We start from the raw sequence: 12,932 nt of genomic DNA, 5'->3' as shown, positions 1-12,932 counted from the left end.
GTCGGAGGCACCGTGCGCGCTGTTGGCTCAGAGCGAGCGGCGCCCTGCGATGACGCCCGAGACGACGGCGAGGACGCCGAAGACTACCGCGACAATCGGCTGCCCCAGATCGAACCAGGCGAGCGCGGCGGCTCCCATCAGGAGCAGCTCGATCAGCGCCCGGCCGTAGACGTCGATCGCGAGGACCGCGCGAGGCGAGAGGAAGAGCGCCCAGATCAGGGCGGCCAGGATCGGGGCGCCAATGCCGGCGACGATGCTCCACGGGGCGTCCCAGGCGGCGAAGCCCCAGACGGCGAATGTCACGAGAGCTGCAAGCTCCAGGAGGAAGTGCAGGATCGCGTTGGGTCCGACTGCGATGTCTGTCGTGACCGCATCCGCTCGTCCTCGATTCACGCCGACCATGCTAACCGGCGTTGATCAGCGGAAGATAATGGTGCGGGCGCCATCGAGTAGCACCCGATCCTCGACGAACCATTTCACCGCCTGGGTGAGAGTGCGACTTTCCTCGTCCTGTCCGATCGCGACGAGCTGCGCAACCGAGTGCGAGTGGTCGACGCGGACGACGTTCTGCTCGATGATCGGACCCTCGTCGAGATCGCTGGTCACAAAGTGGGCCGTCGCGCCAATGAGTTTCACGCCCCGCGCATGCGCCTGCTTGTAGGGGTTGGCGCCCTTGAACCCCGGCAGGAAGGAGTGGTGAATGTTGATCGCCCGGCCGGCGAGCCGTGCGCAGAGTTCGGGCGAGAGTATCTGCATGTAGCGGGCGAGGACCACGAGCTCGATGTCGTGCTCCTCGACGACCTCGACCACGCGCTCCTCGAACGCCCGCTTCGACTCGGGCGAGACGACGGGGTGCGACTCGAACGGGACGCCGTAGAACTCGGCGAGATCACGCAGGCTCCCGTGGTTGGACAGGATGAGCGGCACCTCCACCGCAAGTTGACCAGCGCGCTGGCGGAACAGCAGGTCGTTCACGCAGTGCGCGGCGGTGGAGGCGAGAACCAGCGTCCGGAGCGGCCGGTCGACGACATCGAGGCGCCAGGTCATCTCGTAGTGCTCGGTGATGGGTAGCAGTGCGGCGGCAAATTCCTCGCGGGTGATCGGCGATTCGACCTGCAGGCGCATGAAGAAGCGCCCGGTGTCGGCGCTCGAGAACTGCTGGCTCTCGGTGATGTTGCCGCGGGCCTGGACGACCGCACCGGAGACCGCGTGCACGATCCCGGGAAGATCGCGGCAGGCGAACGTCAGCGTCCAGTGGTTGCTGTCCCCTCGCCTGCCGGCCCGTGCAGCATCGGCGCCCGCGCGTGCGGGCCGGTCGGAGGCGGACACGGCGGTCTCGGGCTGCATCCGCTCAGGATAACGGTGGCGGGAAGCGGCCCTCATCACTCAGCCGAGCGCGATCGGGATCGCGACGGTGGGACCGATCTCGCCGACGGGGAAGGGAGTGCTGAGGACGAGGAAGGGGCGGCCGGGGTGCGATGCGCCCCCGATGTCGGGAAGCTCGATAGTGGGGAAGGGGATCGAGGGGGCGGGAAGTGGCGCGGGTGTCGGCGGAGCGTCATCGGTCGCGGGGCTCGACTCGGGCGGGTCGGACTCAGGTGGTGCCGATTGGTTCGGGCTGGAGGATGGGCCGGCGGTGTCGGCGGGTGCGGGTGCTGGTGCGGGAACCGGAGCGGGAGCCGGAGCCGGAGCCGGAACTGGTGCTGGTGCTGGTGCTGGTGCCGGAGCCGGAGCTGGTGCTGGTGCCGGAGCTGGTGCCGGAACTGGTGCTGGTGCCGGAGCCGGAGCTGGTGCTGGTGCCGGAGCCGGAACTGGTGCTGGAGCCGGAGCCGGAGCCGGAGCCGGAGCCGGAACTGGTGCTGGTGCCGGAGCTGGTGCAGGAGCCGGAACCGGTGCCGGGGCGGGAACCGGAGCCGGAACCGTCGGTACGGACGGGGGCCCGGAAGGCGGAGTCCCCGGGCCCGGCGTCGGCGCTGGGGGCAAGCTCGGTGCAGGTCGCGGAGTGGGTGACCCCGGAATCGGTGCCGCCGGAGGCGGGGTGGACGTCGACGAGACCGGCGCAGTCGGTCCAGTTCCAGGCGCCTCGGCGCGCGCAGGCGTCATCGTCCGGGTGGTGGTCGGCACCGAATCCGACGTCGGTACCGGGGCGGAGGCGATCGGTGTCGCTGCGCTGTGTCCTCTCGAATCCTGCTGCTCCGGTGGCTGCGGTGCAACGCCGGATCCCGCCGATGGAGCCGTTCCTCGGCCGTCGTTGGCGCTGGCCTCGCTTCCAGAGCCGCTTCTCCCGGAACTGCTCACCCCTGAGGCCGCCGCCATGTCTGGGGCAGGCGCGTCCGCGCCACGGGCGCCGCTGTCCGTCGTCGCCGGAGCCGCACCTGCATCGTCCGCCGCGGACGACTGCGGGTTCCCAGCATCCCCTGCTGGTGGCTGCGGCACCTCGGCATCCGTCGCGGGTATTTCCTCGGAGACGGCCAGTGACGCCGGAGGAGCGGCCGGTAGGAGCGCCGCGACGCCGATCACCCCGACGAGCACTAGGCCCGCCGCCGCCGCTACCCCGACCGCGATTGGTCCCGTACCTGCTGGCGCGTGCCCCGTCAGTGCGTGCGCCCCAGCACGCCCCGCGGACGCGACGGCGACCGACGCAGGCTCTGCACTCCGGCCTGCCCATGCGGCAGCACCGGCCACGCCCGCAACCAGCGGAAGCAGCACGGTGGCGAGCCTGCGCCCAGCGCTTTCGGCCTCGGCCAGCGCCGCGGCGCACGAGGCGCACTCGGCGAGGTGTGTGCGCACGCGTAACCGATCACGGGCGGCCAGCCTGCCCCGAGCGTGCGTTCCGGCTTGCTCCAGCACCCATCTGCACTCGCCGCTGGCTGCCGCATCGCTCACATGCTCCCGGATCCAGGCGACCCGCAATCCCTCGCGGGCGCGCACGCTCAGGGCGGCCACTGCGTTAGCTCGCAGCCCCAGCAGCGGGGCTGCCTCGGTGGGAGAGAGGCCCTCCACCGCCGTGTACCAGAGGACCTCCTGCCACCGCGCAGGCAGGGCCCGGAACGCTCGCGCGCCGAGGTCTCGCTCGAGCGCGGCGAGGGCTTGCTCCTCGGGATCGGGGCCGTCGGCCACCAGCTCGCCGTTGCCCTCATCGAGGGGCTGCTCGCGGCGGCGGAGGTGCGCCCAGGAGGAGGCGACGTTGCGGATCGCCGTGAAGAAGTAGGGGCGGAAGGCGCCCTCGGGACCGCCCCCGCGGGCGACGGCGCCGAGCACCCGGAGGAACGCTTCCGAGACGAGGTCATCCGGATCGGCGCCACTGGTGAAGGCGCGGGCGACCGCACGCCCGGCCAGCGCATGACGGCGCCAGAGTTCGGCTGTCGCGTCCGAGCGGCCCTGGCGGATCAGCGACACCAGCTCGGCATCGCCCGCAGCGGTCACGGAGGCGGGTTCCTGATCACCGATCGCCACGGCCATGTCGCTCCCTCCGGCGTCCCGCGAGGAGACAGCTTCGAGCGATCGTTGCACAGACCTCCTCCCGCGTCAGCACGATCGACTTACCGCGCCACGCGCCCCTCGTTGCTAGAGTGAACGCGCTGCGACTGGCGTTCGGATGGGTGACCATCAGGGAGCAGCACCTCCTCTGGAGCACTCCTCCGGACACTTTTCTCGCCGCACGCCTGGGCTGGAACGGATACCGTAGTTCGGGTCGCCCACACGAGCCGGGTCGCTTCCCGGCGACCTCTCGGGCCCTTTCCGTTTCCCAGTCAAGGAGCGTCCGTGTCCTCTTCCTCTGCCCCGAGCACCGGTCTCGCCGCGTCGTTCGATGAGCCCGTCTCGGTCGTCGACCCCGAGATCGCCGCCGTCCTCCAGCAGGAACTCGACCGCCAGCGCGGGTACCTCGAGATGATCGCGAGCGAGAACTTCGTGCCGCGTGCCGTCCTCGAGTCGCAGGGCTCCGTCTTGACCAACAAGTACGCCGAGGGGTACCCGGGACGCCGCTACTACGGCGGCTGCGAGTTCGTCGATGTCGCCGAGCAGCTCGCGATCGACCGGGCGAAGGCGCTCTTCGGGGCAGAGTTCGCGAACGTGCAGCCGCACTCGGGTGCGACCGCCAACGCCGCGGCGCTCGCCGCGCTGATCCAGCCCGGCGACACGATTCTGGGCCTCGAGCTGGCGCACGGCGGGCACCTCACGCACGGCATGAAGCTGAATTTCTCGGGCAAGCTCTACAACGCCACTTCCTATGGCGTCGACCCGCAGACCTTCCGGATCGACATGGACGCCGTCCGCGAGAAAGCTCTCGAGGTCCGCCCGCAGGTGCTCATCGCCGGCTGGTCCGCCTACCCACGCCACCTCGACTTCGCGGCGTTCCGTGCCATCGCGGACGAGGTGGGCGCCACACTCTGGGTCGACATGGCGCACTTCGCCGGCCTCGTCGCCGCCGGGCTGCACCCGTCACCGGTGCCGCACGCCGACGTCGTCACCTCGACGGTGCACAAGACGCTCGCCGGCCCGCGCTCGGGCCTCATCCTGGCTAAGCAGGAGTACGCGAAGAAGCTCAACTCGGCCGTGTTCCCCGGGCAACAGGGCGGACCGCTGATGCATGTCATCGCCGCCAAGGCGACCGCGTTCAAACTCGCTGGCGGGGCCGAGTTCGCCGACCGCCAGGCGCGGACCATCCGGGGCGCGCAGATTCTCGCGGAGCGCCTGACCGCAGCCGACACGAAGGCCGAGGGCATCGACGTGCTCACCGGCGGCACCGACGTGCACTTGGTGCTGGCCGATCTGCGGAACTCGCCGCTCGACGGCCAGCAGGCCGAGGACCGCCTCCACGAGGTGGGCATCACGGTAAACCGCAACGCGGTGCCGTTCGACCCTCGCCCGCCAATGGTCACATCGGGCCTGCGGATCGGGACGCCCGCGCTCGCGACCCGCGGCTTCGGCGACGCCGAGTTCACCGAGGTCGCCGACGTTATCGCCGAGGCGCTCAAGCCCTCAGCCGATCTGGAGGCGCTACGCACTCGCGTTGCTCGCCTCACCGACGACTTCCCGCTGTACCCCGGGCTGTAGTCGATCCCCTGCACCACCCGTGCGGCGCAGGCGGGGCACGCCCTCCCTCCGCCGCGCCTAGACCAAGGAGCCCGACGTGACGGCACAGGTACTCGACGGAGTCGCCACTGCGGCAGCGGTGAAGGCGGAGATCGCCGAGCGCGTCGCCGCACTGCGTGAGCAGGGCGTCGTGCCCGGACTCGGCACCCTCCTCGTCGGCGACGATCCGGCCTCGCGCTCGTACGTCGCAGGCAAGCACCGCGACTGCGCCGAGGTCGGCATTGAATCGATCCGCGTCGACCTGCCAGCAACGGCGACGGCGGACGATATTCGCGCGGCCATCCTCGGGTTGAACCAGTCGGAGTCGGTGACGGGCTACATCATTCAGCTGCCGCTGCCCACGGGCATCGACGAGAACGCGATGCTGGAGCTGATGGACCCCGATAAGGACGCCGACGGCCTGCATCCGACGAATCTCGGCCGCCTCGTTCTCGGCGTCGAGGGCGAGCTCGAGAGCCCGCTGCCGTGCACGCCGAACGGCATCGTCGAGATGCTCCGGCGCCACAGCATCCCGACAGCGGGCAAGCACGTGGTCGTCGTCGGGCGTGGCCTCACGGTCGGTCGTCCGCTCGGCCTGCTGCTGACCCGGAAGGGCCTCGACGCCACCGTGACCCTCACCCACTCCCGCACCGTCGACCTCGCTGCTGAGGTGCGCCGTGCCGACATCGTCGTCGCCGCGGTCGGCGTGCCGGGACTGATTGCCGCCGACTGGGTGAAGCCCGGTGCGGCGGTCCTCGACGTGGGGATCACCCGGGTCGAGAACCCCGAGACCGGGCGCGCGAAACTCACCGGCGACGTCGCTCCAGAAGTGGCCGAGGTCGCGGGCTGGCTGTCGCCGGTTCCCGGCGGTGTCGGTCCCATGACTCGCGCCATGCTGATCCATAACGTCGTCACCGCGGCCGAGCGCGCTCTGCGCTGATTCTCGCTCTGCTTCGCATGCTGGCGGGCAACATTCAGGCGGTTGCCCGGTAGCGTTGTTCGGCGCTCTCGCATCCCCCAGTCGTGGGGCACGTCGAGGGAGCGCGACCCACGAGGAGAATCCATGCGCACCGTCACCGCCTACGCCGCCCCCTCCGCGACCGAGCCGCTCGTTCCGACCACGATCGAGCGTCGGGACGTCGGACCGCACGACATCCTGATCGAGATCGCGTATGCCGGCATCTGCCACTCCGATATCCACACGGTGCGCGGCGAGTGGGGACCGGTGCAGTACCCGCTCACTGTTGGGCACGAGATCGTCGGCGTCGTCACCGAGGTCGGCACCGAGGTGACCAAGCACTCCATCGGCGACCGCGTCGGCGTCGGCTGCATGGTCAACTCCTGTCGCGAGTGCGAGAACTGCCTCGCCGGTGAGGAGCAGTACTGCCTGCAGGGCAACACCGGCACCTACGCCTCGGTCGATCGCGACGGCAGCATCACCCAGGGCGGGTACTCCACCCACGTCGTCGTTGTCGAGGACTTCGTGCTGCGCGTCCCCGAATCGATCCCCTACGAAGCCGCTGCGCCCTTGCTCTGCGCGGGCATCACCACCTACTCGCCGCTGTCGCACTGGAAGGCGGGCCCCGGCACGCGCGTCGCCGTCGTCGGTCTCGGTGGACTCGGCCACATGGCCGTGAAGTTCGCGCACGCGATGGGGGCTGAGGTCACCGTCCTGTCGCAGACGCTGAGTAAGAAGGAGGACGGCCTCCGCCTCGGTGCCGACCACTACTTCGCGACGAAGGACGAGGCGACGTTCACCGAGTTGGCGAACACCTTCGATCTCATCATCAACACGGTGAGCGCTCCGCTCGACCTCGACGCCTACCTCGGTCTTCTCCGCCGCAACGGAACGATGGTCAACGTCGGCGCCCCGGCCGAGCCGCTGCCGCTGCACGTCTTCACGCTGTTTGGTGCTCGTCGTTCGTTCGCGGGCTCCGGCATCGGTGGCATCCGCGAGACCCAGGAGATGCTCGACTTCTGCGCCGAGAAGGGCATCGCGAGCGAGGTCGAGGTCGTGTCGGCGTCGCAGATCACTGAGGCGTACGAGCGCGTGCTCGCCTCGGATGTGCGCTATCGCTTCGTGATCGACGCTTCGACCTTCGAGCACTGAGTAGGCCCCGGGCGCTCGCCTGCGCGGCAGGAGTGCTCGGAGCCGCCCTGCCGTCGACCGCGTCCTCGCCGAGCGTGCGCGCCACAGCATCCGTCTGCGGGTGCGCTCGCTCGACGAGGACCCGTCGATACCGCGGAGCTGGGGGGCGGCTCGGCGGCATGATCGCGCGCCTCGGGCGGGAAGGCCCAGGCGGTCGTGCTCGCGTGGAAGTCCTTGGGGGCGGACACGTCAGAGCACGCGACCCGCGCCGTCGGCCGCCGTCACGAGGAACAGCTCGGGAGTCGCGAAGCCCTTCTCTGCGAAGGCGGCGAGGACCGCCGCCCGGACATCTCCCTCCTTGTCGACCGGCGTCAGTGCAATCGCGGAGCCGCCGAAGCCGCCCCCGGTCATCCGTGCGCCGATCGCGCCCGCGCCGCGGGACGCCTCGACCGCGGTGTCGAGCTCGGGTATCGAGATCTCGAAGTCGTCGCGGAGCGAGACGTGCCCGGCGTCGAGCAGTCTGCCGATCGCGCGCGGGCCGTGCTCGCGGAGGGTGCGTACAGTCTCGAGGACGCGGGCGTCCTCGGTTACGACGTGCTTAACGCGCCGATAGGTGACGTCATCGAGATGTTCCTGCGCGCGCGGCAGATCGTCGACCGAGAGTTCCCGCAGCGAGTCGACTCCGAGCGTCGACGCGCCGAGTTCGCAGGACGCACGACGTTCGGCATATCCGCCCGTCGCGTGCGCGTGCTCGACGCGAGTGTCGATGACCAGCAAGACGAGTCCCGCCTCCTCGAAGCCCAGCGGGATCACCTCGGTGTCGAGGCTGCGACAGTCGAGGAAGACCGCGGCGTCTCGCTTGCCGAACAGGGACGCAGACTCGTCCATGATCCCGGTCGGAGCGCCGACGGCGACGTTCTCGGCCCGCCGCCCTACCCGGGCTAGCGTTGCCCGGTCGAGGCCGAGGTCCCAAAGCTCGTTGAGAGCGACAGCCATCGCGCACATGAGTGCGGCCGAACTCGAGAGCCCGGCGCCCACGGGCACATCCGAGTCGACGAACGCATCGAAGCCCTCGTGCTCGGCGAGAGAGACGCCGTACTGGGTGAGCGCCCAAACGACGCCGAGCGGATACGCCGACCAGCCGGACACGGCGTCCGGGTCGAGTCGGTCGAGGGAGACCTCGACGACATCGGGGGAAAAGGCGCTCCCGATCCGGATCGTCCGATCCTCGTGGGGAGCAACCGCTATCGCCGTGGCACGGTCGATCGCGAACGGGAAGACGAAGCCGTCGTTGTAGTCGGTGTGCTCGCCGATCAGGTTCACCCGGCCGGGGCCAGCCCAGACTCCGGCCGAGGGGTGGCCGTAGGTGCGCTGGAAGTCGTCGGCTGCGCCGCGGGCGACAGCGGTGAGGGAGGCGGAGGCGGTCATCGGATGTCCTCGGCGCTGACGGCGGCGCTCGTGGCGCTCGTGGTGGCACCACCGAGGAGCTCGACGTCGGCCCGCTCGATTGCGGCGCGCAGGGCGGTGGCGCTCGTCTCGGGGGCGATGTCGCCGATCCACGCTCCCATCGCCGCTTCGCTGCCCGCGAGGTACTTGAGCTTCGTCTCCGCTCGGCGTGGGGAGGTGATCTGGAGCATCATCCGCACCTCATCGCGGCGCTCGTGCACCGGAGCCTGGTGCCAGGCGGCGATGTAGGGCGTCGGAGTCTCGTAGAGTGCGTCGATGCCGCGCAGCAGCCGCTGGTAGAGGCGGGCCAGCTCGTCGCGCTCTTCCGGTGTGGTCGCCGCGAGGTCGGACACCTGGCGGTGCGGCAGCAGGTGCACTTCGATGGGCCAGCGTGCGGCGAAGGGCACGAAGGCGGTGAAATGCTCGCCGCGAATCAGGACGCGCTCGCCGGCCTGCTCGAAGGCGAGCACGTCGGCGAACAGGGAAGGCCCGTAGGAGTCGAGCGACGCGAGGAGTTGCGTGGTGCGCGGCGTGACGTAGGGGTAGGAGTAGATCTGCCCGTGCGGGTGGTGCAGCGTGACTCCGATCGCCTCACCGCGGTTCTCAAACGGAAAGATCTGCTGGACGCCCGGCAGCGTCGAGAGGACGCCGACCCGGTCGGCCCAGGCCTCGACCACCGTCCGCGCGCGAGAAGCGCTCAGTGTCGCGAAGGACCCCTCGTGTTCGGGGCTGAAGCAGACGACCTCGCAGCGACCGACGCTGGTCAGTGTGCGGCCGAGGCCGAGGGTTCGCAGATCGTCCAGGGAGCCGGGCGCGTCCGCGTCGTCGAGCAGCGGTCCGAAGGAGGGGGAGCGATTCTCGAAGACGGCGACGTCGTAGCGGCTGGGCACCTCGGACGGGTTGGTCGGCGAGGCCGGAGCCAGCGGGTCGAGTTCAGCGGGCGGCAAGACCACGCGGTTCTGCCGGGAGGCCGCGATCGATACCCAGTCGCCGCTGAGAACGTCTAGGCGCATGCGCGCGGTCGCGGGGCGGGGATCGAGGTCGCGAGCATCTGCTGAGCGTTCGGCGGGGAGCGTCGTGTCGGCGTCGTCGTAGTAGACGAGTTCGCGGCCGTCGGCCAGCATGTGCGGGCGCTTGATGACGCCGGCGGAGAGGGGGATCGCTTCGTTCATGGCAGGAGCAAGACTAAGACTCTCCCTTCGAAAAGAAAACCCGGGTTTCTCTTTGACAAGTTCTGTTCGACGCACGACCATAGCCGAATGAGGGCGGACAGCGACCAGGAGGCGAACTCGGCGCCCGAGCGGCGCCTACGCATCCGCCTGCTCGCCGAGCGCTCAGGCTTCGTCGCCGTGACGGAACTCGCTGACCGGCTCGGCGTCTCCGTGGTGACGGTCCGCTCCGACCTCGCCGTCCTCGCCAGCGAAGGAGCCGTGCAGCGCGTGCGCGGCGGCGCGATTCCCGTTGTGCAGCGTCCCGGCGAGCGCTCGCTCGAGGAAGGCTTGAGCGCCGCCTCCGACGAGAAGGCCGCGATCGGGCGGGAAGCCGCCGCCTCCGTCTCGTCCGGCCAGAGCGTCATCCTTGATGTCGGCACGACGCCGCTCGCCATCGCGCACGCCCTTGTCGCGAGGGCGGAGCTGACCGGCGTCACCGTCATCACGAACGGCCTGTCGACGGCCCTGGCCCTCGAACCGGCGATTCCGCGCTTCACCGTGGTGGTCACCGGCGGCACCCTCCGCCCGCTACAGCACTCGCTCGTCGAGCCGCTCGCCTCCGAGATGCTGGAGCGACTGCGCGCCGACGTGGCCTTCATCGGCTGCACCGGCGTGCACCCCGAGGCGGGTGTGACGAACGTGAACCTTCCCGAGGCGACCCTCAAGCGCCGAATGCTGCACGCGGCGGCGCACCGAATCGTCGTCGCCGACTCGCGCAAGCTCGGCGTCGTCGATCTCGGCCGGATCGCCAGCGCCGACGAGTTCGACCGACTCCTCACCGGGGCCGCAGCCGACGACGAGTTCGTCACCCGCCTGGAGGAGTCGGGCCTCGCCGTCACCCGCTGCGGCACGCTGGGTGAGCGGGCCACTCCCTAGGATTGAGGGATGGCCGACTTCACCCCCGCCCCCGCCACCGGGCGCCAGTTCTCGCTCGACCTCAGCGCAGACGGACGCAACCTCCACGCCGTCGTGACGGAGGTGGCAGCAGGCCTGCGTCACCTCTCGGTCGATGGAGTCGAGATCACCGCCTCCTACCCCGAGAGCACCGTCCCGCCGTTCGGCTCGGGAATCGTGCTCATCCCCTGGCCCAACCGGGTGAAGGATGGCCGCTGGCAGCACCGCGGCGAGACGCTCCAGCTCGCCATCACCGAGCCGAAATACCACAACGCCATACACGGGTTGCTGGTCAGCACCCCCTACCGCCTGGTCGACCATGGCCCCTCCTTCGTCGAACTCGCGGCGCCGGTCGTGCCGCAGACGGGCTATCCGTTCCACCTCGAGACCTCGGTCCGCTATGAGCTGCAGGCCGACGGACTGAGGGTCGTACACCGCGTCGTCAATGTCGGAGCGGACGAGGCTCCGGTCGCGGTCGGCACGCATCCCTTCCTGGCCATCGGCGACATCCCCACCGATGAACTCGAAATCACCGTGGACGCTGCCGTGCACATCGAGGTCGACGAGCGCCTCAATCCCACCGGTCAGAGCCCGGTCGACGGCACTGACTGGGACCTACGCGGTGGCCGCCGCATCGGTGACCTCGAACTCGACGACGCTTGGGCCGACGTGCGGATGGTCGACGGCGAGAGCGTGCACGGACTCCGCGCCGCCGACGGCCGCAGCGTGCTTCTCTGGGCCGACGCCTCGTACAACTTCATCCAGGTCTTCATCACCCGGATCTTTCCCGACGGCGACGAGATGAAGACCGCGATCGCGGTCGAGCCGATGACCGCTCCGGCCGGCGCTCTTACCAGCGGGCAGGGTTTGCGCTGGCTGGAGCCGGGTGAGGAATGGACTGTCGCGTGGGGTATCCGTCACGAGGGGTTCCCCACCGCGTCATGACGACCCTGGTGGCAGTCGGGCGAGACGATGAGGCAAAGCGCGTTGCCCTCGTCCGGATGAAGCGGCTCGCGACGGGCCTGCTCGTTGTGATGGCGATCGTGTTCGCGATCTCGTTCGCGCTGCAGGAGCGCTACCCCGGGCTTCAGTGGGTGCGCGCTGCGAGCGAGGGTGGCATGGTCGGCGCGCTCGCCGACTGGTTCGCGGTGACGGCGCTGTTTCGGCGGCCGCTGGGCTTGCCGATCCCGCACACAGCGATCATCCCGACCAAGAAGGACGAGATCGGGGCTAGTCTCTCGCAGTTTGTCGAGGAGAACTTCCTCCGCGGCGCCATCGTCCGCGAGAAGCTCGACTCCTTCGGGATCGCCCGTCGCGCCGGCCTCTGGCTCGCCGAACCTGAGAACGCACACCGGGTGGGCGGCGAGAGTGCGGCGGCCGTGCGCTCGGCGATCGCACTGCTTGACGATTCGGATGTGCAGCGCGTGATCGAGGCGCTGGCGCGGCGCCACCTCCTCGATCCGCAGTGGGGTCCGCCGCTGGGTTCGCTGGTGGGCAGCGTGGTCGAGGCCGGACATCACCGCCGCCTCGTCGACACACTGGTCGAGCAGGCCGAGACCTGGCTCGCCGCGAACCCGCAGAGCTTCACGCGAATGGTCAGCGGACGGTTGCCGAGCTGGCTGCCTTCAGCGGTCAGTCGAGCGGTCGACGAGCGGCTGTACCACGAGGCGCTCGTCTTCGTCGCGGCTGTGCGCGACGACCAGGGGCACCCGTTCCGGGTCGCGATCGATGGCTACCTCGCCACTCTTGCGCAGGATCTCGGCACCGATCCCGACCTGATCGCCCGCGTCGAGGAGATCAAGAACCGCGCCTTCGACAGCCCGCGCGTGCGCGAACTCGCGGGCGACGCCTGGGAGGCGACCAAGGCCTCACTCCTGGTCGCGATGGATGACCCGGAGAGTCCGCTGCGCGGCAGCATCGAGTCGATCGTGGTCGATCTCGGCCGCCGCCTCTCGACCGACGCGGGCCTTGCGGCGACCGTCGACTCCTGGATCGGATCGGTCGCAGCCAACCTCGTCGACCGGTACCGCACGGACATCGCCAGCATCATCGGCGACACTATTCACCGCTGGGACCCGCGAGAGACCTCCGAGAAGCTCGAGTTGCAGGTCGGCAAGGATCTCCAGTTCATCCGGATCAACGGCACCGTCGTCGGCTCGCTGGCTGGCCTGGTGATCTTCACCATCGCGCACGCGCTGCTCGGCTCCTGAAGCGGG

Annotated in this window: 11 protein-coding genes and 1 riboswitch; of the genes, 6 read left to right on the top strand and 5 right to left on the bottom strand. The window is 69.8% G+C overall.

Annotated features, from left to right (window positions below; all coding sequences use genetic code 11):
• Window positions 1-27: 27 nt before the first annotated feature.
• From B0H03_RS07125 to B0H03_RS17245, 3 genes are read right to left on the bottom strand one after another with little or no spacing between them, the layout of a single operon-like run.
• Window positions 28-393 carry a YrdB family protein gene (locus B0H03_RS07125; protein ID WP_241560431.1) on the bottom strand — a complete coding sequence of 122 codons (366 nt, stop codon included), beginning with the start codon at window positions 391-393 and terminating at the stop codon, window positions 28-30.
• Between the two features lie 24 nt (window positions 394-417).
• Entirely contained in the window at window positions 418-1,347 is a 930-nt protein-coding gene (gene purU / locus B0H03_RS07120) for a formyltetrahydrofolate deformylase (protein ID WP_104265125.1), read from the bottom strand.
• A gap of 39 nt (window positions 1,348-1,386) precedes the next feature.
• The gene (locus B0H03_RS17245; protein WP_104354340.1) at window positions 1,387-3,462 is read right to left on the bottom strand and encodes a sigma-70 family RNA polymerase sigma factor; all 2,076 of its coding nucleotides are present in this window, start codon (window positions 3,460-3,462) and stop codon (window positions 1,387-1,389) included.
• Between the two features lie 111 nt (window positions 3,463-3,573).
• Window positions 3,574-3,678, top strand: a riboswitch (ZMP/ZTP riboswitch).
• An 87-nt stretch (window positions 3,679-3,765) separates the two neighbouring features.
• Here B0H03_RS17245 and glyA point away from each other — a divergent pair.
• From glyA to B0H03_RS07100, 3 genes are all read left to right on the top strand, one after another.
• On the top strand, window positions 3,766-5,058 hold the full coding sequence (glyA, locus tag B0H03_RS07110; RefSeq protein ID WP_104265123.1) for a serine hydroxymethyltransferase: 1,293 nt from the start codon (window positions 3,766-3,768) through the stop codon (window positions 5,056-5,058).
• Between the two features lie 76 nt (window positions 5,059-5,134).
• Complete coding sequence (locus B0H03_RS07105; protein ID WP_104265122.1) at window positions 5,135-6,016, top strand: bifunctional methylenetetrahydrofolate dehydrogenase/methenyltetrahydrofolate cyclohydrolase; 882 nt, start codon at window positions 5,135-5,137, stop codon at window positions 6,014-6,016.
• A 123-nt stretch (window positions 6,017-6,139) separates the two neighbouring features.
• Window positions 6,140-7,186, top strand: a complete 1,047-nt coding sequence (locus tag B0H03_RS07100) for an NAD(P)-dependent alcohol dehydrogenase (protein WP_104265121.1) — start codon at window positions 6,140-6,142, stop codon at window positions 7,184-7,186.
• Window positions 7,187-7,414: 228 nt separating this feature from the next.
• On the opposite strand, the gene galK is transcribed toward B0H03_RS07100, so the two are convergent.
• On the bottom strand, window positions 7,415-8,593 hold the full coding sequence (galK, locus tag B0H03_RS07095; RefSeq protein ID WP_104265120.1) for a galactokinase: 1,179 nt from the start codon (window positions 8,591-8,593) through the stop codon (window positions 7,415-7,417).
• On the bottom strand, window positions 8,590-9,783 hold the full coding sequence (gene galT / locus B0H03_RS07090; protein ID WP_104265119.1) for a galactose-1-phosphate uridylyltransferase: 1,194 nt from the start codon (window positions 9,781-9,783) through the stop codon (window positions 8,590-8,592). The genes galK and galT overlap by 4 nt, the downstream gene beginning before the upstream one ends.
• Before the next feature lie 87 nt (window positions 9,784-9,870).
• Between galT and B0H03_RS07085 the strand changes: the two genes are divergently transcribed.
• The 3 genes from B0H03_RS07085 to B0H03_RS07075 are packed head-to-tail and all read left to right on the top strand — an operon-like array spanning window position 9,871 to window position 12,926.
• Complete coding sequence (locus B0H03_RS07085; RefSeq protein ID WP_104265118.1) at window positions 9,871-10,698, top strand: DeoR/GlpR family DNA-binding transcription regulator; 828 nt, start codon at window positions 9,871-9,873, stop codon at window positions 10,696-10,698.
• Between the two features lie 9 nt (window positions 10,699-10,707).
• Window positions 10,708-11,661: an aldose 1-epimerase family protein gene (locus B0H03_RS07080; RefSeq protein ID WP_104265117.1), complete on the top strand. Its 954-nt coding sequence runs from the start codon at window positions 10,708-10,710 to the stop codon at window positions 11,659-11,661.
• On the top strand, window positions 11,658-12,926 hold the full coding sequence (locus B0H03_RS07075; RefSeq protein ID WP_104354007.1) for a DUF445 domain-containing protein: 1,269 nt from the start codon (window positions 11,658-11,660) through the stop codon (window positions 12,924-12,926). Before B0H03_RS07080 ends, B0H03_RS07075 begins: the two co-directional genes overlap by 4 nt.
• Window positions 12,927-12,932 lie beyond the last annotated feature (6 nt).

The organism is Rathayibacter iranicus NCPPB 2253 = VKM Ac-1602 (assembly GCF_003149025.1).
Lineage (GTDB): Bacteria > Actinomycetota > Actinomycetes > Actinomycetales > Microbacteriaceae > Rathayibacter > Rathayibacter iranicus.
This window is presented reverse-complemented; position numbering and strand designations above follow the sequence as displayed.

Bases quoted from the DNA above. Each gene is read 5' to 3' on its own strand.
- purU (WP_104265125.1), bottom strand. From the start codon at position 1,347: ATGCAGCCCGAGACCGCCGTGTCCGCCTCCGACCGGCCCGCACGCGCG.
- B0H03_RS17245 (WP_104354340.1), bottom strand. From the start codon at position 3,462: ATGGCCGTGGCGATCGGTGATCAGGAACCCGCCTCCGTGACCGCTGCG.
- B0H03_RS07100 (WP_104265121.1), top strand. From the start codon at position 6,140: ATGCGCACCGTCACCGCCTACGCCGCCCCCTCCGCGACCGAGCCGCTC.
- galK (WP_104265120.1), bottom strand. From the start codon at position 8,593: ATGACCGCCTCCGCCTCCCTCACCGCTGTCGCCCGCGGCGCAGCCGAC.
- galT (WP_104265119.1), bottom strand. From the start codon at position 9,783: ATGAACGAAGCGATCCCCCTCTCCGCCGGCGTCATCAAGCGCCCGCAC.
- B0H03_RS07085 (WP_104265118.1), top strand. From the start codon at position 9,871: ATGAGGGCGGACAGCGACCAGGAGGCGAACTCGGCGCCCGAGCGGCGC.
- B0H03_RS07080 (WP_104265117.1), top strand. From the start codon at position 10,708: ATGGCCGACTTCACCCCCGCCCCCGCCACCGGGCGCCAGTTCTCGCTC.
- B0H03_RS07075 (WP_104354007.1), top strand. From the start codon at position 11,658: ATGACGACCCTGGTGGCAGTCGGGCGAGACGATGAGGCAAAGCGCGTT.